This is a genomic window from Nitrospiria bacterium, from assembly GCA_035517655.1.
In the GTDB taxonomy this organism is placed as follows: Bacteria; Nitrospirota; Nitrospiria; order JACQBZ01; family JACQBZ01; genus JACQBZ01.
In genome coordinates this window covers 48287-72371 of sequence record DATIYJ010000008.1, presented here as the reverse complement: position 1 = coordinate 72371, position 24085 = coordinate 48287, and the positions used below count along the sequence as shown (strand labels likewise).

Here is a 24085-nt window from a genome sequence, read left to right as displayed (position 1 = left end):
GAAGAGCGGGAAGCCTACCTTGAAAACCTGTGGCCGGAAGCTGCAGCGATTAATTCCTCGACCCTCCTATCGGACGAACTGAACGGATCCATGCAAAGAATGGTTTCCTCCCAGTAGCCATTCAGTTTAAGGTAAGTCCAGTCCACCGTATAAGAACGGTTCTTTTCTCGGGCGAATCGGATGAAATCTCCCCGGATTTTGGCCCGAGTGGTTTGAGGCGGTTCATTCATCGCCAACTGAATATCCCCCTCTTCGACGACTCTTTCAGCCATATCCATTTTTTCCAGGATATAGTACAAACCTCGCGACCGGTTCACATCGTGATATTGGAGGTCCATCAGCAAGATGCGAGGATCGTCCCACCCGCAATCCTTTTTCTCCATATAGGAAACCATCAGCTCTTTTTTCATCACCCAATCGATCTGGCGGGAGAGCTGCATCGGATCCTCTTCCAACTTATTCAGGATTTCCTCCCATTTTTTAACCATGTTCTCGGTGATGGAATCGACTTCGGTGGATGCCAAATAATCATAGGCACGATCCAGATACAGCCGCTGGATCTCGATTCCCGTCAATTCTCGCCCGTCTTCCAATTTCACCCGGCGCTTGAGGGTCGTATCTCTCGAAATCTCTCGGATGGCCTTCACCGGGTCCTCCAACTCGATGTTGGGAACGGTGTAGCCTTCCTCGATCATGGATAATACCACGGCGGTGACTCCAACCTTCATCAGCGTTGTGAATTCGGACATATTGGAGTCTCCGATGATGATGTGAAGACGCCGATATTTCTCCGCATCCGCATGGGGTTCGTCACGGGTATTGATGATGCTCCGGGACGAAGTGGTCGAGGACGAGGTTTTTTCATGGATATGCTGGGCACGTTGGGAAAGGAAATAGTGCGTTTTACCGGAGAGCTTAAGGAGTTTGCCGGCCCCGGCATAGATCTGACGGGTAACAAAGAAAGGGATCAACTGCTCCGTGACCTTCCAAAAATCCACATCCCGTCTCATCAGGTAATTCTCATGGCATCCATAGGTGTTTCCCATCGAGTCGGTGTTGTTCTTGAATATAAAAATTTCTCCGTTGAGGCCTTCTTCTTTGAGCCGTTCTTCGGCCAACGGCAGACAACCCTCAACCAGGCGTTCCCCCGCTTTGTCGTGTGTAACCAGATCGAAGATGTTATCACACTCGGGGGTGGAGTACTCGGGGTGACATCCGGTATCCTGGTAGAATCGGGCCCCATTGACCAGGAAGGCGTTCGAGGGCCAACTGTTCGGAATTAAACCTTCAAAGATATAACCCAGCACTTTTTCCACCGGGAGATAGACCTTACCGTTTGGAGAAAAGATCAAACCGTATTCATTTTCAAGTCCAAAAATGCGCTGTTTCATAAAACCCGTCCTATTGCGGATGGATCAACTCCGTGATCTCGTCGGCCGTTAATCGCCGAAATTTTCGGCCTTGACGGTTCCGGTCCAGCACCGCCACCTCCAGACTCTGAACAGCGATCCGCTGGCCTGAGCTGTTTTCCATGGCCTCCTTGCACAGCTCCAGCGTCTTCGACAGAGGAACACCCACTTTGTAACGGTCCTTCAAAAATGCCGTAATGGCCTCCGACCGTCCACCGATCACCGTAAAACCCCGTTCATCCGTAATGCTGCCGTCGAAAGAAATGCGATAAATCTCTCCCGATTGCCCATTTTCTCCAACGGCGACCACGGCGATCTCCACCTCCAGCGGCTTGACTTCTTGACTAAAAGTCGTTCCCAGGGCCTGCGAGTAGGCATTGGCCAAGGATTTCGCCGTGACATCTTCTCGGCTATACATATAACCCTTTAGATCCGCGTGTCGGATACCCGCCTTTCGCAAATTCTCAAACTCGCTGTATTTCCCCGCCCCTAGAAATGCGATGTTGTCGTAAATCTCCGAAATCTTATTCAGCGAGGTGCTTGGATTTTCCGCCACCATCAAAATCCCGTCCTGATATTCCATGGCGATGATCGATCGGCCTTTGGCGATGCCCTTCTTGGCATACTCCGCCTTGTCTTGCATCATTTGTTCGGGTGAGACATAATACGGAAAGGCCATTTCAGGCTCCTCGCTTCCGGTTCTCGATCAGCTGCTCATAGGTTTGGCGGATTTGGTTCCCGTCGATATCGATGACGCCTTTGACCGTCACCGTCTTTACGGTCGGATAAATACCCCGAACCAAATCCGGTCCTCCGGTGCCGATATCTTCCTCCGCCGCATCGTATAAAGCCACCAAGGCCGTCCGAACCGCTTCATTTTCGGCCATATCGGATTGATACATTTTCTTCATCGTCGTTCGGGCGTCCTTTCCGCCGGAACCGGTCGAAAAATAGTCGGTCTCTTCATACCGCCCACCGGTAATATCATATTTAAAAATCCGCCCCTCGTTCCGCTTCAGATCGTAGCCGACGAATATCGGGATAACAATCAAACCCTGGAAAGCCATCGGGAGATTGCCTTTCACCATCTGGGCCAGTTTATTGGCCTTTCCATCCGTCGATAACTCCGTACCTTCCAATTTTTCGTAATGTTCCAATTCGGTTTGAAACAGCCGGGCCAGTTCAATACAGGGTCCGGCGGCACCGGCAATGGCGATTGCGGAATGCTCATCTACCTTATAGACTTTTTCAATTCGGCGAGCCGACACCTGGTAGCCTTCCGTCGCCATGCGATCCCCGGCGATGATCACCCCGTCCCGATACTTCAAGGCCAGGACGGTCGTCCCGTGCACCACCATCGCAGACGGAGGCCGATCGCTCCCGCCTCCCACCGTGTCTTTACGGACACCCGGCAGTGCGTCAGGCTGGCGGGACGAAACCCAGTCATAAAAACTGGGTCCCGGATCTTGAAACGAACCTTTGAATTTGAAATCCACCCTTACTCTCCACCCTTTTGGACGTAGTTCTTGACGAACTCTTCCGCGTTTTCCTCCAGCACGTCGTCGATTTTATCCATGAGCTTATCGAGGTCCTCCTTGATCTTTTTCCCCTTCTCGGCGCTCTTTGAACTGGCCCCCGTTTCGTCTTCCTTTTTACCGGATTCTTTTTTTCGGTCTGTTTTGTGTTCCTGCTTGGACAAGGTTGCTCACCCCCTTACTTTACATGCTCAGGCGGCCCAGGACTTCCTCGACGGACTGAGCGGACTCTAACAACGTCCGGGTCAGACTTTCTGTTCCGCGCAGCGGTTCCATTAAGGGAACCTTTTTGATGGTCGTATTTCCAACGTCAAAAAGGATCGAGCTCCAGCTGGCCGCATACACGTCCTTGGGAAACTTCTTCAGGCAACTTCCTCGGAAATAGGCCCGAGTGTCCGGCGGTGGATTCTGCTCAGCCTGTTCAATCTCTCGGTCCGTGGTGATACGGTCCACGTAATGGTCCTTCTCCATGGAGGAGTAAAGTCCTTTTTCAGGACGAAGGTCGTGATATTGGAGATCCATCATTGCCAGTCGAGAATCCCCCCATCCGCACTTTTTTCTTTCCATATACGACTGAATCAATTTCAGTTTGATTACCCAATCAATCTGTCGGGAAAGCTGCATGGGATCTTCTTCAAGCCGGTCTAGAATCTCTTCCCACTTCTTCAAGACATCCCGCGTCGTTTGATCCAACTCATGTTTCTCAAAGAAACGATGGGCCGCTTCAAGATAGAGACGTTGAATTTCAACCGCCGTGAACTTCCGACCATCCGATAACCGAATCGTTGCCTTTAAACTAATATCGCGCGACACATCTTTGATGGAACGAACCGGATCCTCCAGTTCGAGCTCCGGCAACGGCCACTTCTCTTCAATTAGGGTCAATAAAATGGCCGTCGCCCCGAGTTTGATGTAGGTGGAGTATTCCGCCATGTTCGCGTCCCCGACGATGACGTGCAAGCGGCGGTATTTAACCGCATCGGCATGGGGCTCATCGCGTGTGTTGATAATCGGCCGCTTGACCATGGTGTTGAGATCCACGACGGTTTCGAAGAAATCCGCCCGCTGGGATATCTGGTATGGGACCGGAGGCATTCGATTCTCGGCGCCGACCTTTCCGGATCCGGCGTAAATCTGCCGAGTCACAAAAAAAGGGATTAAATGCTTCATCAGCCATTCAAAAGGCACCGTCCGATCGACCAAATAATTTTCATGATATCCGTAACTGTTGCCTTTACCATCGGTATTGTTGCGATAGAGGACGATCTTGTCCTGCTCGTTGATCCGGCTGGCGTGTTCACAGCACTGACTCAGGATTCGATCGCCGGTCTTCTCATAAATCAACACGTCCCGAGGGTTCGTGCATTCGGGAGTCGAATACTCGGGATGGGCGCCGTCCACATAAAGTCGCCCCCCGTTGGCCAGCACCTTATTGAGAAGGCGGTTGTAATCCGGACCGGGCCGCTCCCGTTCCCCCTCGATCTCAAATCCCCGGACATCCAACAAGGGATTCTCGTGTTCATAATCCCAGAGGACACGGGTCGACGGAAGATGAGGATAATTATTGATCAGCAGGAGAGACGTGGAAACAGGATCGAGGGCTTCGGGATTATGTGTCGCTATCCCGAATTCGGTTTCTGTTCCGAGGATACGTTTGATCATACACGGCGCCGATCGAATCGATCAGAGGTAGTGGCCGGTTGAGATCGTCTCGATCTGCCTCGGTTCATTCTTTTTGGCTCCCATGGTTCGGACATGGACGATCTTTTCACCTTTCTTGCCGGCAATCTTGGCCCAATCATCCGGCTGTGTGGTGTTGGGAAGGTCTTCATGTTCTTTGAATTCATCCCGCATCGCTTGGAGGAGGTCATCACCCCGAACCCCGACCTGGCCCGTCGCGATGGTGCGCTTGATGGCGTATTTCTTCGCTCGGGAAACGACGCCTTCAATCAACGCCCCACTGACGAAATCCTTAAAATAGAGCATCTCCTTTTCGCCGTTGGCGTAAGTGACCTCCAGAAACTTGTTCTCTTCACTCTGGCTGTACATCTGTTCCACCGTCTGCTGTATCAACCGCTCGATCGTGGCCGCCGTGTTCTCGCCGTCTTTGGCCAGCTCATTCGCATCGTATGGCAAATCCGTCAGCAGGTATTTCGAGAAAACCGCCTTCGCGGCCCGTTTGTCGGGCCGATCAATGCGGATCTTTACATCCAGCCGGCCTGGGCGGAGAATCGCGGGATCGATCAAGTCCTGCCGATTACTGGCGCCGATCACGATCACATTCCGGAGCCGCTCGACGCCGTCAATCTCGGAAAGAAACTGTGGCACAATGGTGGATTCGATGTCGGACGAAATACCGGTCCCCCGCGTCCGGAAGAGGGCATCCATCTCGTCGAAGAAGACGATCACCGGCATCCCTTCTTCGGCTTTTTCCTTGGCTTTTTTAAACACCTCGCGGATTTGACGCTCGCTCTCGCCCACATACTTGTTCAGAAGCTCCGGACCCTTCACGTGCAGGAAGAAACTGCGCACATCCTTACCCGTCACATGGGCCAGCTTCTTCGCGATCGAGTTGGCCACGGCCTTCGCGATCAATGTTTTCCCGCAGCCGGGAGGTCCGTAAAGGAGAATGCCCTTGGGGGGAAGCAGTTTATGCCGGGCAAAAAGATCGGGATGCAAGAACGGGAGCTCGACGGCGTCCTTGATCGTCTCGATCTGCTCTTCCAGACCGCCGATATTATCGTAACTGACGTCCGGCACCTCTTCCAGCACCAATTCGCCCACTTCGGACTTGGGAAGTTTTTCGAGCAGATAACCGGATCGCGCGTCCAAAAGAAGATCATCCCCAACGCTGAGTTTCTCGTGAAGAAGCGGCTCGGCCAATTCAGCCACCCGCTCTTCATCGGCGTGGAGCGTCACGATGGCCCGCTTATTGCCTAGGAGGTCCTTGAGGCGAACGACTTCACCCTGACCGTCGAACCCCTTTACCTCCACCACGTTCAGGGCTTCGTTCAGAACAAGCTCTTGACCTTTTCGGAGGTCCTTGCTTCTAATGGAGGGATGAAGATTGACCTTCATCTTGCGTCCCGAGATGTAGATATTGACGGTGCCGTCCTCGTTTCCGCCGGAAAAGATTCCGTAGCTGGAGGGCGGCGCGGTCAACTTTTCCACTTCCGCCCGCAAGGCCTCGATCTGGGCTTTGGCGTCGTGCAGAGTCGCGGCTAACTTTTCATTCTGTTTGTGGGCTTGTTCGAGCTGCGACCGGGAAAGGCGGAGTTGACGCAACTCCTCCTCCATCGATCTAACCTGGACATGCAGTTTATCAAGCTCTCGCTCGTATTCTTCGATGTGTTTATTCATGGCAGGCTCGTTCTCCGACAACCGATCCGTGAGACGCTTCACGGTATTACGCAAGGAGTGAAACCTTCCAGAGCCTTTTTTGGTTTCCCCCATTGCCTTTTCTCAACTCAACAAGGAGAGTGGTCGCATCGCCATCCAATGGGCTCGTTGATTTTTATTCTATCACCGAACCCAACTACGGTCAATAGCCCTCATCCGAATTCCGTCAACCGACGAAACCATCGTTGAAGACCGCTGCGATTTTAATTCGTGCAGCATTTCCGCCGCCGCTTCTCGCGGGTTCGGAGCCCGGAGAAGGGCCGAAATCACCGCCACGCCTTGGCCGCAGTTCTGAATCACGTCCGAAATTCGTTCGAATCGTATTCCGCCGATCGCAAAAACCGGAACGGCGACCCGGGCAGCCGCGGACCGGATCACCGACAACCCTAAAGGGGGGCGACCCATCGACCGCTTGGAAGGGGTATCATAAATCGGTCCCAAGACGACGAAATCGGCACCCTCCCGTTGCGCCTCGATCACCTCTGAAACCGCGTGCGTGGATTGTCCGATAAGGCGCTCCGGACCCAGGATTTTTCGAACGGCCGAAACCGGCAGGCTGTCAGCCCGGAGATGAACGCCGTCCGCTCCAACGGCCAGACAGACATCCAACCGATCATTTATTAGAAACCGTGCGCCGAATCGGGCCGTCAGCGACCGCAATTTTTCAGCCCACCGAAGCAATTCTCTCGTCGAAAGATCCTTCTCTCGAAGCTGAACAGCCCGAACCCCCCCCGACAGGGCTTCTTCTACCACCTCATCCAACGGACGGCCGCCGGTTTGGTGCCGATCCGTGATGAGACAGAGATCAAAATCAATCCGATGACTCATTCAACCCTCTACTCAATCATCCCCTGGACGGGGCTGCTGGCATTGGCATACAGTTTCTTGGGGATCCGACCCGCCCGGTTGGCCAAACGACCGGCCCAAACCGCGTACTTCATCGCTTCAGCCATCGCGATCGGGTCCTGCGCCCCCGCGATCCCGGTGTTCATCAAGACGCCGTCGCATCCCATCTCCATCGCGATCGCGGCATCGGACGCCGTCCCCACGCCGGCATCAACGATCACGGGGATTCTCACCGTCTCCCGAATGATCTGAATATTATACGGGTTGCGAATCCCCAATCCCGATCCGATCGGCGCCGCCAGCGGCATGACACAGGCACAGCCGATGTCCTCCAATTTTTTGGCCACAATGGGATCATCATTCGTATAAGGAAGGACGACGAATCCTTCCTTGACCAGAATCTTTGCCGCCTCGATCAAACCGGCCGTATCCGGAAATAATGTCTTTTGATCCCCGATCACCTCCAACTTGACTAAATGGGTGATACCCGCGGCGCGGGCGAGCCGCGCGGTACGAACGGCCTCATCCACGGTATAGCAACCGGCCGTGTTGGGCAGGATCTTGTATTTCTGAGGATCAACATAGTCGAGAAGGTTTTCCTTGTCCCGGTCAATGATATTCACGCGGCGAACGGCCACCGTGACCATATCCGCGCCGGACATCTCGATCGCCCGTCGAGTTTGGTCAAAATCCTTGTATTTGCCCGTGCCGACGATCAGACGGGATTTCAACTGAACGTCTCCAATCGTCAATAAATCTTCTTTCATGAACGTCCGACTCCTCCGTTAGCCGCCGCCGACGAAATTAATGATCTCCAACCGATCCCCGTCGTTTAAAACCGTGGTGGCGTAGTCCTGTTTATCCAAAATCCGAAGATTTAGCTCAACCGCTACCCGTTCCAAGGGCGTTCCAAGTCTCTCAAGCAAATGCGCCACCGTGGCATTCTGCTCGATCTCCCGTCGCTCTCCATTCACAACCAACTGAATCACCGGTGACTCCCGATGTCCCGTGCCAGTCACGGCAATACTGTGAACCGGTGTCACGACTCAAAATAAAAAAACCGTACTTAGTCAGAAAGTACGGCTCACCTCGTGGGGTCTTATGATGCCGAATCTCATATTGAAGAAGATCTGAACCCCTTCGACATCAGGTTCTTCAGCTCCGCTCCAACCTCGGCATGCTGCCGCTTCCCTCCGCCCGTATTATCGGGATCAGGTTCACAGGGTTGCCCGTAGACTTCTGTTCAGTGAAAAGTGCTAAGTGGTCTGTCTCAATACTCAACTGAACACTTCACACTCAACAGATACATCCAAGCTCTCAGCCCGACCTTGCTTCGGATCCGGTCGAGCACCCCTAGCAATTTTCATCATACATGAGCCTCAAAGACCTTGTCAATACCACTTTCGGGTCGTCACGGTTCCAAGTACGGTTTGACTTTCCGACGAGCCTTTTGCTACCATCCCTCCTCGAATTCATCGCCGTAGCAGGAGTCCAGTTTGCTCTCATTTCTGGGGTACCGGCTTTTTCGGTTTTTCATCTCGCTGGTCGGGGTTACCATTCTCGCCTTCGGAATGATGCATCTCGCACCAGGAGAGCCCACCGATCTTCAGACCACGTTGAACCCACGGGTCTCGGCCGAGGCGAAAGAAAATCTGCGTAAGCTCTACGGCTTGAATCAGCCGCTGCATATCCAATACCTTCGGTGGGTCAAACGGGTCGTGGCGTTGGATTTCGGCACCTCGTTTGTGGACGGCCAGAAGGTCGCCACCAAGATCATGGGACGGATGCCGATCACCATCGTCATCAATCTCTTATCGTTGATCTTGATCTTCATGATCGCCTTGCCGATCGGGATCTTCTCGGCCACGCATCCCTACACTTCTTTTGACAAAGCCACCACGGTTTTCGTCTTTATCGGTTTCGCGATTCCCACGTTTTGGCTGGCCCTGTTGCTGATGATCCTCTTCGGGATCGTTTTAGGGTGGCTTCCGATTTCCGGATATCAATCGCTCGATGTCAGTGGCATGGCATTTACGGAACGGCTGTCGGACTGGATGAAGCATCTGCTCCTGCCCGTTTTCGTTTCGGCTTTCGGAGGTCTGGCCGGAATTTCCCGCTATGCTCGCGCGGAGATGGTGGAGGTTGTTCGGCAGGACTATATTCGAACGGCACGGGCGAAAGGCCTGAGCGAGCCGGTTGTGGTCTATAAACACGCCCTTCGAAACGCCTTGATCCCGATTATTACCATCCTCGGCCTCTCGGTCCCCGGACTGATCGGTGGAAGCGTGATCTTCGAGTCGATCTACGCGATCCAAGGAATGGGCCTTCTGTTCTATCAGTCGGTTATGTCGCGGGACTATCCGACGATCATGGGCATTATTATGATCGGAACCGTCTTAACGCTGATCGGAAATTTCATGGCCGATGTTTTTTATGCGATTGCCAATCCTACCGTTCGGCTCCATCGAACACGGTAAAACCAGATGGCGACAAAGCAACAGTCAACATGGGAACAATTCTGGAGACGATTCAGGAGAAATCGGCCCGCCCTTGCGGGCTCTCTAATCGTTCTGTCCGTCTTGATCATCGCACTCCTGGCCCCCATTCTGTCGCCTTACGATCCAGCCTATATTGATGTGAAAATGATTTTAGTCGGGCCGACTCCCTCCCATCCCCTTGGAACCGACGACTTGGGACGAGACGTCTTAAGCCGGATGATCTGGGGTTCGCGGATCTCGCTGGTGGTAGGATTCGTCGCGGTCGGAATCTTGATCGGGATCGGCACTCTCATCGGCGCCGTCGCGGGTTACTACGGCGGCTGGCCCGACGATATTCTCATGCAACTCGTAGACATCATGCTTTCCGTACCGACATTCTTCCTCATTTTAGCCGTAATCGCCTTCGTCGGACCGAATATCTGGAACGTCATGATCATCATCGGAGCCACAAGTTGGATGGGCGTGGCCCGTTTTGTGCGCGGAGAATTCCTGGCCTTAAAAGAGGTGGACTATGTCAGAGCGGCGCGGGCGCTAGGCGCGAAAGATTGGAGGATCATTTTTTTTCACATTCTTCCCAACGCGATGTCCCCGGTTTATGTCTCGGCCGTGCTGGGCGTCGCGGGAGCCATCCTCGTCGAATCCTCCTTGAGCTTCCTGGGTCTCGGTGTCCAACCGCCGACGCCGAGCTGGGGGAATATTATCACTTCCGGAAAAGATATGATCGATATTGCCTGGTGGCTTACCCTCTTTCCCGGTCTCGCCATTCTGATCACCGTCCTGGGCTACAACCTGCTCGGGGAAGGCCTCCAAGATGCCTTGAATCCGAGACTTAAGGAGTAATAAAGGTGTGAATTACGGCTGCCCGCCATGAAAAGGGCCATGGACAGCGATGATGAATGGCGATTGACATTGATCCCCTGATCGGGATTAAAATGAAATTCCTATCATTAATATATAGTGGGCGGTGTCTCGGGGTTCAATCTGTCATGCTTCTTGATTGCACCGTCAGAGAATCTGAAAGGTCGGGCCGTTGATCCAAAGAGATCCCGGGAGGACGGAGGGACAACCATCATTCCGAGCCCATCATGAACGACCCCGCAACCCGAAACCGTAGCGTTGCAATCTTGCCGCTCGTCGGCTTCGGCCTCGCCGTCGTAACGGCCGGCACGGTCATGCTGGCCGGTTTCGGCAGCCGCTGGAGCTGGTGGAATTTTCGAACCGGCTTCACCATGCTGCAATGGGGAGGCTACATCGGTTTGGCCGCCGCGGCGGTTTCAGTCGTCGCAGCCGTCGGTGCGTGGTCTGGAACTCCGCGTCGAGGATTCGCTCCGGCTGTTGCGGGCCTCATCATCGCGCTTTTTGTTGTTGGCGTCTTGTGGTCATGGAAGCAGACGGCGCAACATGTACCCCCCATTCACGATATTACGACCGACACACAGGACCCGCCGGCCTTCGTTGCGATCCTACGGCTTCGCTCCAACGCCCCCAACCCGGCGGCGTACGGTGGTCCTAAGATCGCCGCGCAACAGCGAGTTGGATACCCGAACCTGGGCCCGTTGATCCTCCCGATCCCGACCGCACCCGCTTTTGAACGAGCCCTCGCGACCGCTCGCGACATGGATTGGCAGGTTATCGATTCGAGACCGTCCGAAGGGCGCATCGAAGCGACCGACACCACCTTCTGGTTCGGCTTTAAAGACGACATCGTCGTCCGCGTCCGGCCGGCCGGAAACGGCAGCCGCATCGACGTCCGCTCGGTTTCGCGTGTCGGTCTAAGCGATGTCGGCACAAACGCCAGGAGGATTCAAAATTACCTGCACGCGCTGGCCTCAAGGAAATAACAACGGGCCGCGGTCGAGCCCAAACGGATCAAGCGTATGAAACCGATGCCTAATTTTCTAAAACGTCCGTGGGCCGGGGCGGTCCTCCTGATCGTCGCCGGCTTCCCCGCCGGGCTGAATGCCCAAGAGCTGGTCCGACATGAGTTGAAGGTCGTCCTGCAGCCGGAGGAGAATCGGCTCCAGGTGGAAGATAGGATCCAGGTTCCTGAATCCTTTTTCATCGGACCGGGAAGGACGTTGCGTTTTTCGCTTCGCGGCGGACTTCAGCCGGTATCGCCGACGGCCGGCGTCCGGTTGAGCCGGGAATCGAATCCGAAACGACCCAAGAAACAACCCACCCCGGATGATGCGCAGGCCTCGGCCGAGCGTTATACCATTACACTCCCTCCCGGCCTCCAGAACTTCGTCGTCAAATATCAAGGGCGGTTCCAACCACCGATCGATTCGGGAAATCCGGACCCCGATTCCGGTCTCGACTCGGGGATCGTCTCCCAGGAGGGGATCTTTCTAGCAGGCCCGGCTCGATGGTATCCATGGTTCAACGACGACCCCGTCATTTTTTCGTTGGATGTCGAACTGCCGGAGCCGTGGGAATCGGTCAGCGAGGGCGAACGGACACGGCATGAACGGAAAGCCGGGAAGAGCGAGACCCGATGGGAATCTTTCCAGCCGCAGGAGGAGATTTTACTGATCGGCGGACCGTTGATTGAGTACGACCGCACGGCCGGGTCCATCCAGGTCATGGCCTTTCTGCGGACACCCGACGAAGAACTGGCCAACCGTTACCTGGACGACGGAGACTCCTTCCTGAAAATGTACGAGAAACTTCTCGGACCGTATCCCTACAGGAAATTCGCCTTGATCGAGAATTTCCGTGAGACGGGCTACGGTCTGCCTTCCTTAACGCTTCTGGGATCGGCCGTCATACGCCTTCCTTTTATATTGCGTTCGTCGTACCCTCACGAAATCCTGCATAATTGGTGGGGCAACGGTGTCTTCGTAAATTATGCGAAGGGAAACTGGAGCGAAGGATTGACGACGTATATGGCCGACCATCTCATGCAGGAACAACGGGAAACCGCATCGGAATACCGACGTACGGTCCTCCAGAAATACGCCGATTACGTCGCCGGACGAAAGGACTTTCCGGTATCGGAGTTCCGCGCGCGACACAGTCCGGCCGAGGAGGCCGTCGGCTACGGCAAGACAATGATGTTCTTTCATATGCTCCGAAGCCAGCTGGGGGATGAGGCGTTTGTAAACGCGTTGAGGACTTTCTATCGTGAAAATCGATTTCGCCGGGCGACCTTCGACGACCTGCGCGCGGCCTTTGCCGCGGTTGCCAGGGAGGATCTGAAAAACGAATTCGCCCAATGGATCGGACGGACGGGAGCGCCGGTCTTGCGGCTGAGCGGCGCCCAGGCCCAAGCCCGCGGAAACGGATATCTCGTCACGGCGATTCTTGAACAAACGCAACCCGGTCCGGCTTTCCGCTTGCGGGTCCCCATCGCGGTGACGCTCGAAGGCCGGGAAGAGGCGTACCAGACCACGGTTAAAATGGACGACAAGCGCACCGGGGTCGCCCTGATTGTTCTGGGCCGCCCCCTGCGCCTGGATATCGATCCGGAATTCGACCTGTTCCGTCGGCTGAGTCGCGACGAACTGCCCCCGGCTCTGTCGCAGCCGTTCGGGGCCGAGAAAACGTTGTTCTTGATCCCGGCCGACGCCGATGAAACCGTCCGTCGCGGTTACCGGCAGTTTGCCGAGTCGATTTCGGCCTTCGGGCGGCCGTCAGGTTCCGGTTCGATCGAGATCAAGTCGGACAACGAGGTTCGAGCGCTGCCTCTCGACCGCGCGGTATGGATTCTGGGATGGGAGAATCGGTTTTTGCCGAACATTAAAACGGCCCTGGCGGGACAGGATCTATCGTTCATGCAAAATAATCTTCAAATCGGGCCAACGAAGGTCGGACGGAACGACCACGCGATTGTTCTCACAGGACGTAGACATCAAAACGCGGATGCGGCGCTGGCCTGGGTCGCGGCCGATTCCATGACGGCCCTGGCCGGTCTGGCGCGCAAGCTGCCGCATTACGGTTCCTACAGCTATTTGGTCTTTGAAGGCGATGAGCCGACGAACATCCTCAAAGGCCGGTGGACGGTGCCGAACTCTCCCCTCTCGATGGCCGTGACGCAACCGGACGGCCAAGTGATCCAAGTCCCCCGCGCAAAGCTCGAACCCCGCCGTCCGCTGGCCGAGCCCGCGTTGCTGCCGACCGCCGTTCCGGATCAACATCCGTGACCGGATGGGTTCCTCATCGATACCACTCGGTCTTGTTTTTCGGCACGTGCCATTCGGTCGGAAAGTTATACCAGATGCCGATGGGTGACGGAGTAACATTCTTGAACCGCTTTTGAAGAATGGGAAGGGAGTCCGGATAGTATAAAAAAGTGTAGGGTTGATCCTCCGCAATCAGCGCGTGAACTTTGCTGTAAATTTTTTTCCGCTGAGCCTGATCGCAGGTATTCCGGCCGGCCAGCAACAGTCGATCAACTTCCGGATTGTTGTACGAAACAAAATTAAATTCCCCTTCCTTGGTCTTACTGGAATGCCAGACGTCATAGGCATCCGGATCCCGGCCCAAGGACCATCCCAGAATAATCGCTTCGAACTTTTTCTTATCAATGAACTGGTGGAGAAAGGCCTGCCATTCCAGGACGCGGACCTCGACCTGGATTCCGACCTTCCGCAGGTCTTGTTGAATGATCTCGGCCGTCTTCCGGCGTTCGTCATTCCCTTGGTTCGTCAGGATGGTAAATTGAAACGGTTTGCCGTCCTTGTCCAGAATCCCGTCGTTGTCGGTGTCCTTCCAACCGGCCTCCGCCAGGAGCTGTTTGGCTTTTTCGGGGTTGTACTCGAACTTCGGCACATCGGAGTTGTAGGCCCAAGACTCCGGGGGCACCGGCTGGGTTGCAGGCCGGCCGAGACCGAACAAAACTCCGTCAATGACGGACTGTTTGTTAATCGCATACGCAATCGCCTGACGGACCCGTTTATCTTGAAAACGAGGATCCAAAAGATTGTAACCCAGGTAAGTATAGGCAAACGCCGGATAACGGTATTTATTAAAATAGTGCTTAAAATAGGTCGTATCGGTCTGCCGCTGATACTGCAGCGGACTCAATCCCATAAAGTCCAGTCCGCCGGCCTTTAATTCCAAGAACATCGTCGCATTATCCGGGATGATTCGATAGATGTATTCCTCGATATGCGGCGGGCCTTCGAAATAGGTGCTGTTCGCGTCCAGAACGATTTTCTGTCCGGTGACCCATTCTTTCATGCGATAGGGTCCGGTGCCGATCGGCTTGCGATTAAAATCGGTCGTGTTGAGATCCGTGTTTTCCAGAAGATGCTTCGGGATGATCCCCATGCCCCAACTGGCCAGACCCGGCGCGAAGGGTTCTTTGTAGGTAACCAAAACGGTATACGGATCCGGCGCGGTTATCTTTTCAATCCGTTCAAAGTCGCCGCTGTAGGGCGTGGCCACTTTGGGGTCGATTGCTTTTTGGTACGTAAAGAGAACGTCGGCCGCCGTGAATTCCTGACCGTCCTGCCACTTCACCCCCTTGCGAAGCTTGAAGGTGACCTTTCGACAATCCGGCGATGCGGAAAATGATTCGGCCAGATCTGCCACCAGGTTGATGTTCTTGTCATACTTCACCAACCCGTTGAAGATCCACCCGCTGATGTCCCCGGAGGCCGAGTCCGACGCCAGCATCGGAATCAGCCGCTGGGCGTCCCCGATGGAGCCCACCGTGATCGCGTCCGGTTTCTCCGGTTCTCCCGCGTGAACGATGACGGGAAACAGGCAAGACACTGCAGCCATAATTACAACAAGGATCGTCCGAGTCATTGTCGTACCGGTCATGGAGCCGTTTTGGGCGGAGTTTCCTGCGTCGGCGCGGGCGTGGCTGGAACCGCGGGGGTGTTGACCGGAGCCGTCGACTGTCCTTCCGCCGGATTCGCCGGTGCCGTTGCCGATGGAGCGGCTCCCCCGTTCGCGGCAGGCGGCGCGGGCGCTTCCGCAGCCGGCGGGGCCTTTTTGAGATCCAACACGCTGGTGGATAAGAAACGTCCCTTGGACAACACGGACAGGCTCAACGAGGTGAGCATAAAGATGACGGCGGCCGACACGGTCAGCTTGCTTAAAAACGTGCCCGGTCCGCGGCTGCCGAAGACGGTCTGGCTCGATCCTCCGAATGAGGCGCCGATCTCGGCTCCCTTTCCCGCTTGAAGCAAGATCACGCTGACCATAATAAAGCTGACGATCACATGCAGGATGATTAACAAAACATACATTTTCCTCTTCTCCCCCTAATGTATTATTTAACGATCCGTTTTGATTTCGCTTTTTATTTTTTCCAGTGTCTTGACGATGGCCGCAAATCCATCCGCCTTCAGCGACGCCCCGCCGACCAGCACACCGTCCAGATGTTCGATCATCGCCAGATCCGCGATATTCACCGTCGTCACGCTACCTCCGTAAATCACCCGGACCGCCTCAGCCGAATCCGTCCCGAGTATTTTGGCCAGTTCTCGACGGATTAATGCATGGACTTCCGAAATCTGGACTACGGTCGCCACCTGACCGGTTCCGATCGCCCAGATCGGCTCGTACGCGATCAACAGCCGATCGAGCGATCCTTCGGTCGCACCCTCAAGGCCCTTCCCGATCTGGGCCGTCACAACGGATGCCGTCTGAGCCGCCCGGCGCTGGTCCGACGTTTCTCCCACGCAAACAACGGCGTTTAATCCCTGTTTCAACGCGGCAACTCGTTTTCGTCCCACCATTTCGTCGGTTTCGCCGAAGAGGGTGCGCCGTTCGGAATGGCCGATCAACACGAATCGGCAACCGGCCTCTTTGAGCTGGACCGCCGAAACTTCACCGGTGTAGGCCCCCCGGTCATCCCAGTGAACGTTCTGCGCCGCCAACAGAAGGTCGGTCCCTGTTAGAACCTCGCCGACGGCTTGAAGGGCCGTGTAACTCGGCGCGATCACAATCTCGACATTCCGTCTATCGCCTAACTGCTTGACCAGTTGCCGCGCGACCGCCGTCGATTCGGTCAGGGACATCTGCATCTTCCAATTCCCGATCGCGATCGGCCGTCTTCGAAAGGATGTCGTCTTGACGGTCACACCCGCTGGAGTTGCTCGGCGCGGCCGGGCAAAACGGCCAGCCCGGGAAGTTCTTTGCCCTCCAGCAGCTGCAGCGCCGCGCCGCCGCCGGTGGAGATAAACGACATGTTTTCTGACTCGCCCGCACGATGAACGGCCAGCGCCGTATCCGCCCCGCCCACGATCGTCAGGGCATACGCATTGGCCACCGCGTGCGCTACGGCGAACGTTCCACGGGAGTACGCATCCATCTCAAAGAGCCCCATCGGGCCGTTCCAAAGAATCGTTTTCGCATTGGCCAAGGCTTCCGTGAATAATTTTACGGAAGCCGGACCGATGTCCAGCGCCATCCAGTCCTTGGGGATTTCCTGCATCGGGACGATCTTCGTTTCCGCGCTGGGGTCCCGGCTCTGCGCCACGACGCAGTCGACCGGGAGGTAGAACTTCACCCCGCGGGCCCGCGCGTGGTTTCGGATATCCATCGCCATCTGAAGCATGCCGTCCTCGACCAGGGAGTTCCCGACTTCATAACCCAGGGCTTTGTAAAACGTGAAGGCCATTCCCCCGCCGATGATCACCTTGTCCACTTTTTTCCCCAGGTTCTCGACGACGCCCAGTTTTCCCGACACCTTGGCCCCGCCGAGAATCGCCGCAAACGGGCGGGCGGGATTCGCCATGGCCCCCTCCAGATAATCGATCTCTTTCTTCATCAGAAAGCCGGCCGCGGATTGGGGAACGAATTTTGAGACTCCGGTCACGGAGGCGTGGTTTCGGTGGGCGGTCCCGAAGGCATCGTTGACATACACATCGGCCAAACGGGCCAGCGCCTTTGAAAAGGCTTCATCGTTTTTCTGTTCTCCGGGATGGAAACGGAGATTCTCCAAGAGGAGGACGTCTCCCGACTTCATTTGGTTGACCATCTTCTCGACCTGCGGACCGATGCAATCCGGGGCAAAGGCCACCTCTTTCCCCAGCAATCGCTGGAGACGCTTCACGACAGGCGCAAGGCTCAGCCGGGGATCGATCTTCCCGTTGGGTCTTCCCAAATGGGAGCAAAGGATGACTTTCGCCCCTTCGTCGATGGCGTAATTGATCGTAGGCAGCGCCGATCGGATGCGGGTGTCGTCCGTAATGTTGAGGTGCTCGTCCAAAGGCACGTTGAAATCCACCCGGACGATCACGCGTTTTTTCTTGATCTTCAGATCTTCAATGGTCACTTTGTGCATATTCATGGGGTCCTCTGTCTACGATCATCGTTTTGATTCATGACGGGAACGCAGTCAATGCAATCGGACTGGGCCGCTCATGGACGACGTCGTATGCGCGTTAGCCTTTCTGTCCGATGTATTCAATAAGATCCCGAAGACGGCAGGAATAGCCCCATTCGTTGTCGTACCAAGCAATGACTTTCACCATGCGTCCTTCCAGAACCTTGGTCAGGGACGCATCGAAGATCGCCGAATGAGCATTGCCGTTTAAATCAACCGAAACCAACGGCTCTTCCGTATACTGAAGAATGCCTTTTAAAGGACCCTCGGCCGCCTGACGGTAGCGGGTGTTGACCTCCGATTCGGTCAGGTCACGTTCCACCTCGGCGACCAGGTCCACGACCGAGACATTCGGTGTCGGCACGCGGATAGACATGCCGTCCATTTTTCCTTTCAATTGGGGAAGAACCAGGAAGAGGGCCTTGGCCGCCCCGGTGGTAGTGGGAATCATCGAAAGGTGCGCCGCCCGGGCCCGCCTCAGGTCCTTGTGGGGCAGATCCAAGAGGCGTTGGTCGTTCGTCACCGAGTGGACGGTCGTCATCAATCCTCGCTTGATGCCGAAACCGTCCAGGAGCACCTTCGCGACCGGAGCCAGACAGTTCGTCGTGCAGGAGGCGTTTGAAACGATGGCATGTTTATCCGGTTCGTACATCGACTCGTTGACGCCCAGAACAATGGTGAGATCCGGATCCTTGGCCGGCGCAGAGATGATCACTTTACTAGCCCCGGCCGTCAGATGCGCGGTCGCTCCCTCCCGATCCGTGAACCGCCCGGTGGATTCGACAACAATATCCACTCCGAGTGCTTTCCAAGGAAGTTTTTTGGGGTCCTTCTCCGACAGCACCTCTATCGGCCGACCATTCACCCGGATCGACTTATCCTTCGCCTGGACCTCCGCCGGGAAGGTCCCGTGGACCGAATCGTATTTCAGGAGATGCGCGAGGGTCTTGGCATCGGTCAGATCGTTGACGGCCACGAACTCGATCGCGCGTTGGGATAGGGTCGACCGGAAAAGATTACGGCCGATTCGTCCAAACCCATTAATTCCAACTTTAATCGTCATCAATCATCCTCACGGGCATTCAACGACGGATGTGGAAATCCGCATCCTGTTAAAAATAGCTTTTTATAGTAGGTGAAATCGCCCTTAAAAGTCAACTGCCCCGATACGCCCCTGATCTACCCATTACCCGCATCAATTCGAAAAAACTCGGCGGGCTTGGGCTGAGGATGCGACACTTTCGTGGGCTCGGTGCCCTTCACAAAGATCTCGATCACACCGTCATCGGCCCCTTCCGGGGCGAGCAGACCCGTCTGCGGATCGATCTTGGCGAACACCACATTTTCCGGAATCGGAAAGGTCATTTCAGGTATCACGTCGAACGCCGCCCGCATGAAATTGATCCAGACCGGCAGCGCCGCCGAAGCGCCGGCCTCACGATCGCCCAACGATCGGACATCGTCGAACCCCACCCAGACACCCGCCACAAGATTCGGGGCAAATCCGACGAACCAGGCATCCGTGAAATCGTTCGTCGTTCCCGTCTTTCCGGCCAGGGGACGACCCAGCACTTTGGCTCGCCATCCCGTCCCCTTCTGAATCACATCCTCCATCATGTTGGTGATCACATACGCGGTTTCCTTTGCAATCACCTCGTTCGCCACCGGCTCGTGCTCTTCCAGAATTCGGCCGGACGAATCCACAACGGACAGAACCGCCATCGGTTCCACGTAAACCCCTTCATTGGCGAAAACACCGTAGGCCGAGGCAAGTTCGATCAGGGTCATGCTCGATGAACCGAGCGCCATCGACAGATCCGGCGTCAGCGGACTGGTGATGCCCACGCGCTTGGCGAATTCCACCACATTTTTGATGCCCACGCGGTCCAGCAATTTCACGGTCGCCAAATTCCTCGAATGGGCCAGGGCTTCCCGCAGGCTGATGGGGCCATAAAACCGGGATTCGTAATTCTCCGGACGCCAGACCTTCTGCTGTTCCTCATCGACAAACACGACCGGCGAGTCCACCATGATCGTGGCCGGTGTGAACCCGCGCTCGATCGCCGTGGCGTAGATGATCGGCTTGAAAGCCGAGCCCGGCTGGCGACGGGCCGAGAGGGCCCGGTTAAACTCGCTCCGCTTAAAATCGTACCCTCCGACCATGGCCTTGATCGCGCCCGTTCTCGGATCCAGAGCGATCAACGCGCCTTCCACCACCGGATCTTGATCTAGGCTGAAGACGGCCGTTTTGGCGCGGGCATCGAGCCTTCGAATCTTGACGCGGATCACATCGCCGACATGTAGGATACCGGACGGCTTGGCGTTGGGGTTCGTCTCGACATCTTTGAGGAGGTCCGGCCCCTTCAGCCTCTTCTTGGCCCAAGCCATGCCGTCGGGGGAAATCCGGCCGGTCCGGCCGGCCGCAACGACGGTGGCTCCTTGCTCGTCCACGGCCGTGACCACCCCGTCGATCACGTCCCCTTCATTGACCACGGCCATTCCCATGATTCCGGCGCCGGTTTCGAGATCCTGAGCCAGTTCCTTGGGACTCTTGTGCGCAATCGGGCCGCGATAGCCCTGGCGTTTATCCAAGTCGCGGAGGCCTTCCTGGAGGGCCTGCGTGGCCGCTTTCTGGAGCACGAGGTTCAATGTGGTATAAACACTGAGACCTCCTTTATAGACCATGTTCTCACCGTACGTCGCGCTCAGATTCTGGCGAAGGTATTCCATAAAGTAGGGTGCGACCTCTTCTTCTTTTTCGAGTTTGTGAAAATAGAGGTCTTGTCGGTAGACACGGCGGAATTGATCTTCGGTAATGAAACCCTCCTCCACCATACGGCGCAGGACGACGCCCTGACGTTGTTTGGCGCGTTCGGGATTGATGTAGGGAGAGTATTCCGTCGGAGCGCGCGGCAGGCCGGCCAGGAAGGCCACCTCGGCCAGGTTGAGCTGTTCCACGTTCTTGCCAAAATAGGTCCGGGCCGCGGACTGGACCCCGTAGGCGCCGTGCCCGAAATAGATCTGGTTCAGATACAACTCCAAGATTTCGTCCTTGGTCAGGACCTTCTCCATTTTCCAGGCCAGCAGCGCCTCTTTGATCTTTCGCTTGAGGCTTTTCTCGGACGACAGGAAGAGCGAACGAGCCAGTTGTTGTGTGATCGTGCTGGCCCCCTGACGGAGGCGGAGGGTCTCAATGTTGGTCAATAGAGCGCGAAGAATGCCCAGCGGGTCGATGCCCTTGTGTTCATAAAAACGCGAATCCTCCACCGCGATAATCGCGTGGAGAAGATCCGGCGGCATCTGGCTGAACGAAACGACGACGCGTCGCTCGATATAAAACTGCCCGATGAGCTGGCGATCCTCTCCATAAACCTTGGTCACGAGGCTCGGCTGGTACTCGCGCAGGGTTTCGATGGACGGAAGATCCCTCGAAAAATACCAAAGGATCCCGCCCAGACCGCCCGCCCCGAGAATCGCCAGGGCGACCGCGATAATCAGCAGCCTGATCTTCCAGGACCACTTTGGCTTCGACGGTCCTTCATACTCGATCGCTGGAAAGATCTTGTCTTTTTCGTGTTTGCCTTCGTACGGCACATTTCACTCCAGATCCACGGCGTTTTGTCGACTCTGAAAACACTCCATTATACTTTGAATCGGATTCCGAACACAAGGAACGCATACAACGTTTTGGACGTCGCATGGAAACGGATGGGATGATTCTAAACAGCGCCGCCGGCAAAGACCGGGCGCCGCTTGCTTAGAGACCGGCTATGGCAATTGTAATTCCTCCATGACATTGAGATGCCTCAATAGCTGGCTGTAGCGTTGATCCGACATCGGTTCAAACTGGAGCCCGACCATATAAAGCTGGCCCGCCGACTTGGCCCACCGAATGCGCGCCGCGACCTTCAATTCCTGTCCGTCCTGGTCTCCTTCGATCAGTTTGAGTGTCATGACCACAAGTTGTTTAACCTTAACCGGACGGTGCAGATAGACGCCGAACCCTCCGCGGCCGATGCTGGCAAGATAGGCTTCCTGCGGCTCTTCGCCCTGCACGGTCAACGTCACCACGCCCATTGCGGTCAGGCGCAGATGTTGCCGTCGCTGGGATATTTTGGCGTTGTGCGTATTGTTCAGAAGGGAGTTATCCATGTCGTCCCCTGATCGTTTCAGAGGCACTTAACAGGCCGCGCCTCCGACATCCGCACGATTTTATGAAAAGAGGCTTGTCAGAACGGCGTGATATTTATCTTTGGTCATGCTCTCAAACCGGACACCCACCATGTAAAGTTCTCCGGCACGGGAGATCCAGGCCACCTCGGCACCGAATTCCTCTTCCTGGTCATCTTTGTCTTTCGATGGAACCGCAATCCGGAGTTTCTCTCCGACTCGGGTCTTTTTATGAAGATAGATCCCGATGCCCCCCCGGCTGATATTGGCCAGATAGGCTTCCACGGCTTTTGAATCGCCCGGCAACCGGACCCGGACCATCCCCATAATGGTCAGCCGCGGATTCTGTCGTCGATTTTTCATGCCCAGCCTTTCCCCTAGCGGAAACCCCTCATTACGCAATGCCCCTGCGGTCGAGGGTGCGGTACTGGATCGCCTCTGAGACGTGCGGCGGTTCGATCCGTTCCTTGACCTCCAAATCGGCGATCGTCCGAGCGACCTTCAAGATCCGATTGTAGGCCCGGGCCGACAGTCCCAGTTTGTTCATGGCCAGCTCGATCAGTTTCCGTCCGGCTTCATCAAGTACACAATACTTCTTGAGTTGCCGGGGCCGCAGCTGCGCGTTACAATATATTCCGTCGTTCTGATACCGCTCCTGCTGTAATCGGCGCGCCTGGCTGACACGTTTGCGGATCGTGGTCGAATCCTCCCTCACACGCTCCGCCGACAGATCCCGGAAGGGAACCGCCGGCACTTCCACGTGGATATCGATGCGGTCGAGCAGGGGGCCGGAGACCTTGGCGCGATAGCGCTGGATCTGCAGCGGGGTACAAACACAGGCATGAGCCGGATCGGTAAAGAAACCGCACTGGCAGGGATTCATCGCGGCGATCAGCATAAACTGGGCGGGGTACGATAAGGAGGCGGTCGCACGCGAGATCGTGACGCGTCCGTCCTCGATCGGCTGACGCAAAACTTCCAGGACGTTTCTCCGGAACTCCGGCAATTCATCCAAGAAGAGCACGCCGTTGTGGGCCAGGCTGACCTCGCCCGGCTTCGGCACATGGCCGCCCCCGATCAACCCGGCGTCCGAGATAGTATGGTGGGGAGAGCGGAACGGACGGGCCGCCAGCAGGGGTTGTCGTTCAGGAAGAAGGCCGGCGATGGAATGGACCTTGGTCGTTTCGATGGCCTCGTCGAAACTCATCGCGGGCAGGATCGACGGGAGACGCTTCGCGAGCATCGTCTTCCCGGAGCCGGGCGGGCCGATCATTAGGAGGTTATGGCCGCCCGCGGCGGCCACCTCGATGGCGCGCTTGGCATGCTCCTGTCCCTTCACATCCATGAAATCATCGCTGTATACGGCGTTCTCCGAAAAAATCTCCCGAAGGTTAACCGCGACCGGAATGATGGATTGATTCCGGTTTAAAAACTCAACCACCTGAGGCAACGTCTCCACGCCGTAAACATGGACGCCCTCCACCACGGCCGCCTCGTTCGCATTCTCAGCCGGAAGAATCATCTCCCTCAGCCCGGCTCCTTTTACGGCAACCGCGATCGACAGGGCGCCCCGAATCGATTTGATCCGCCCGTCGAGCGACAGCTCCCCAACCACGAGATAGTTCTTGACCGACTCCGGTTCCAGGATTCCCTCGGCCGCCAAAACTCCAAGAGCCATCGGCAGGTCAAAAGCCGAGCCCTCTTTCTTGACATCGGCCGGAGCCAGGTTGACCGTGATTTTTTTCACGGGAAAATTAAATCCGGTGTTCTTGAGCGCGGCCCGGACGCGATCCTTGCTTTCTTTAATGGCGGCATCCGGCAGTCCTACGATTGTGAACATCGGAAGACCCATGGCCACGTCCAATTCCACATCCACGAGAAGGGCATCCAGACCGATGACGGCGCTGCTCCGTATTTTGGCGATCATCATTCCTCCTGCAAGCG

22 protein-coding genes and 1 riboswitch are annotated in these 24085 nt (G+C 55.9%); of the genes, 4 read left to right on the top strand and 18 right to left on the bottom strand.

Annotation, left to right across the window (positions count from 1 at the left end; translation table 11 throughout):
* Positions 1-14: 14 nt before the first annotated feature.
* From pafA to thiS, 9 genes are all read right to left on the bottom strand, one after another.
* On the bottom strand, positions 15-1391 hold the full coding sequence (gene pafA, locus VLY20_01105; protein HUK55238.1) for a Pup--protein ligase: 1377 nt from the start codon (positions 1389-1391) through the stop codon (positions 15-17).
* A 10-nt stretch (positions 1392-1401) separates the two neighbouring features.
* Positions 1402-2088, bottom strand: coding sequence for a proteasome subunit alpha (gene prcA / locus VLY20_01100; GenBank protein ID HUK55237.1), 687 nt, complete (start codon positions 2086-2088; stop codon positions 1402-1404).
* A gap of 1 nt (position 2089) precedes the next feature.
* Complete coding sequence (gene prcB, locus VLY20_01095) at positions 2090-2905, bottom strand: proteasome subunit beta (protein ID HUK55236.1); 816 nt, start codon at positions 2903-2905, stop codon at positions 2090-2092.
* A gap of 2 nt (positions 2906-2907) precedes the next feature.
* Positions 2908-3108, bottom strand: coding sequence for a ubiquitin-like protein Pup (locus tag VLY20_01090; GenBank protein ID HUK55235.1), 201 nt, complete (start codon positions 3106-3108; stop codon positions 2908-2910).
* A gap of 19 nt (positions 3109-3127) precedes the next feature.
* On the bottom strand, positions 3128-4606 hold the full coding sequence (gene dop, locus VLY20_01085; GenBank protein ID HUK55234.1) for a depupylase/deamidase Dop: 1479 nt from the start codon (positions 4604-4606) through the stop codon (positions 3128-3130).
* Between the two features lie 21 nt (positions 4607-4627).
* Positions 4628-6304, bottom strand: a complete 1677-nt coding sequence (arc, locus tag VLY20_01080) for a proteasome ATPase (GenBank protein ID HUK55233.1) — start codon at positions 6302-6304, stop codon at positions 4628-4630.
* Positions 6305-6466: 162 nt separating this feature from the next.
* Positions 6467-7171: a thiamine phosphate synthase gene (gene thiE, locus VLY20_01075; GenBank protein ID HUK55232.1), complete on the bottom strand. Its 705-nt coding sequence runs from the start codon at positions 7169-7171 to the stop codon at positions 6467-6469.
* A gap of 8 nt (positions 7172-7179) precedes the next feature.
* Entirely contained in the window at positions 7180-7956 is a 777-nt protein-coding gene (locus tag VLY20_01070; protein ID HUK55231.1) for a thiazole synthase, read from the bottom strand.
* An 18-nt stretch (positions 7957-7974) separates the two neighbouring features.
* A complete protein-coding gene (gene thiS, locus VLY20_01065; GenBank protein HUK55230.1) occupies positions 7975-8178 on the bottom strand; it encodes a sulfur carrier protein ThiS in 204 nt (67 codons plus the stop codon).
* 182 nt (positions 8179-8360) lie between these two features.
* A riboswitch (TPP riboswitch) is annotated at positions 8361-8554 on the bottom strand.
* Positions 8555-8685: 131 nt separating this feature from the next.
* Between thiS and VLY20_01060 the strand changes: the two genes are divergently transcribed.
* The 4 genes from VLY20_01060 to VLY20_01045 all read left to right on the top strand — a co-directional run bounded on the left by VLY20_01060 (position 8686) and on the right by VLY20_01045 (position 13829).
* Positions 8686-9666 (top strand): ABC transporter permease, encoded by a 981-nt coding sequence (locus VLY20_01060; GenBank protein ID HUK55229.1) that lies wholly within the window; start codon positions 8686-8688, stop codon positions 9664-9666.
* A gap of 6 nt (positions 9667-9672) precedes the next feature.
* Entirely contained in the window at positions 9673-10527 is an 855-nt protein-coding gene (locus VLY20_01055) for an ABC transporter permease (protein HUK55228.1), read from the top strand.
* A 245-nt stretch (positions 10528-10772) separates the two neighbouring features.
* Complete coding sequence (locus tag VLY20_01050) at positions 10773-11528, top strand: DUF1499 domain-containing protein (protein HUK55227.1); 756 nt, start codon at positions 10773-10775, stop codon at positions 11526-11528.
* Positions 11529-11564: 36 nt separating this feature from the next.
* Positions 11565-13829, top strand: coding sequence for a M1 family aminopeptidase (locus VLY20_01045; GenBank protein ID HUK55226.1), 2265 nt, complete (start codon positions 11565-11567; stop codon positions 13827-13829).
* A 13-nt stretch (positions 13830-13842) separates the two neighbouring features.
* On the opposite strand, the gene VLY20_01040 is transcribed toward VLY20_01045, so the two are convergent.
* The 9 genes from VLY20_01040 to VLY20_01000 form a co-directional block, all read right to left on the bottom strand.
* Positions 13843-15414 carry a peptide-binding protein gene (locus tag VLY20_01040; protein ID HUK55225.1) on the bottom strand — a complete coding sequence of 524 codons (1572 nt, stop codon included), beginning with the start codon at positions 15412-15414 and terminating at the stop codon, positions 13843-13845.
* Positions 15415-15452: 38 nt separating this feature from the next.
* Positions 15453-15887, bottom strand: a complete 435-nt coding sequence (gene secG, locus VLY20_01035; GenBank protein ID HUK55224.1) for a preprotein translocase subunit SecG — start codon at positions 15885-15887, stop codon at positions 15453-15455.
* A 27-nt stretch (positions 15888-15914) separates the two neighbouring features.
* Positions 15915-16724 carry a triose-phosphate isomerase gene (gene tpiA / locus VLY20_01030; GenBank protein ID HUK55223.1) on the bottom strand — a complete coding sequence of 270 codons (810 nt, stop codon included), beginning with the start codon at positions 16722-16724 and terminating at the stop codon, positions 15915-15917.
* The gene (locus tag VLY20_01025; GenBank protein ID HUK55222.1) at positions 16721-17935 is read right to left on the bottom strand and encodes a phosphoglycerate kinase; all 1215 of its coding nucleotides are present in this window, start codon (positions 17933-17935) and stop codon (positions 16721-16723) included. Before VLY20_01025 ends, tpiA begins: the two co-directional genes overlap by 4 nt.
* 94 nt (positions 17936-18029) lie before the next feature.
* Positions 18030-19034 carry a type I glyceraldehyde-3-phosphate dehydrogenase gene (gene gap, locus VLY20_01020; GenBank protein HUK55221.1) on the bottom strand — a complete coding sequence of 335 codons (1005 nt, stop codon included), beginning with the start codon at positions 19032-19034 and terminating at the stop codon, positions 18030-18032.
* Between the two features lie 116 nt (positions 19035-19150).
* Positions 19151-21565 carry a PBP1A family penicillin-binding protein gene (locus VLY20_01015; GenBank protein ID HUK55220.1) on the bottom strand — a complete coding sequence of 805 codons (2415 nt, stop codon included), beginning with the start codon at positions 21563-21565 and terminating at the stop codon, positions 19151-19153.
* Positions 21566-21739: 174 nt separating this feature from the next.
* On the bottom strand, positions 21740-22123 hold the full coding sequence (locus tag VLY20_01010) for a PilZ domain-containing protein (GenBank protein ID HUK55219.1): 384 nt from the start codon (positions 22121-22123) through the stop codon (positions 21740-21742).
* A 60-nt stretch (positions 22124-22183) separates the two neighbouring features.
* Complete coding sequence (locus tag VLY20_01005; GenBank protein ID HUK55218.1) at positions 22184-22504, bottom strand: PilZ domain-containing protein; 321 nt, start codon at positions 22502-22504, stop codon at positions 22184-22186.
* Between the two features lie 31 nt (positions 22505-22535).
* Complete coding sequence (locus tag VLY20_01000; GenBank protein HUK55217.1) at positions 22536-24068, bottom strand: YifB family Mg chelatase-like AAA ATPase; 1533 nt, start codon at positions 24066-24068, stop codon at positions 22536-22538.
* Positions 24069-24085: the final 17 nt, after the last annotated feature.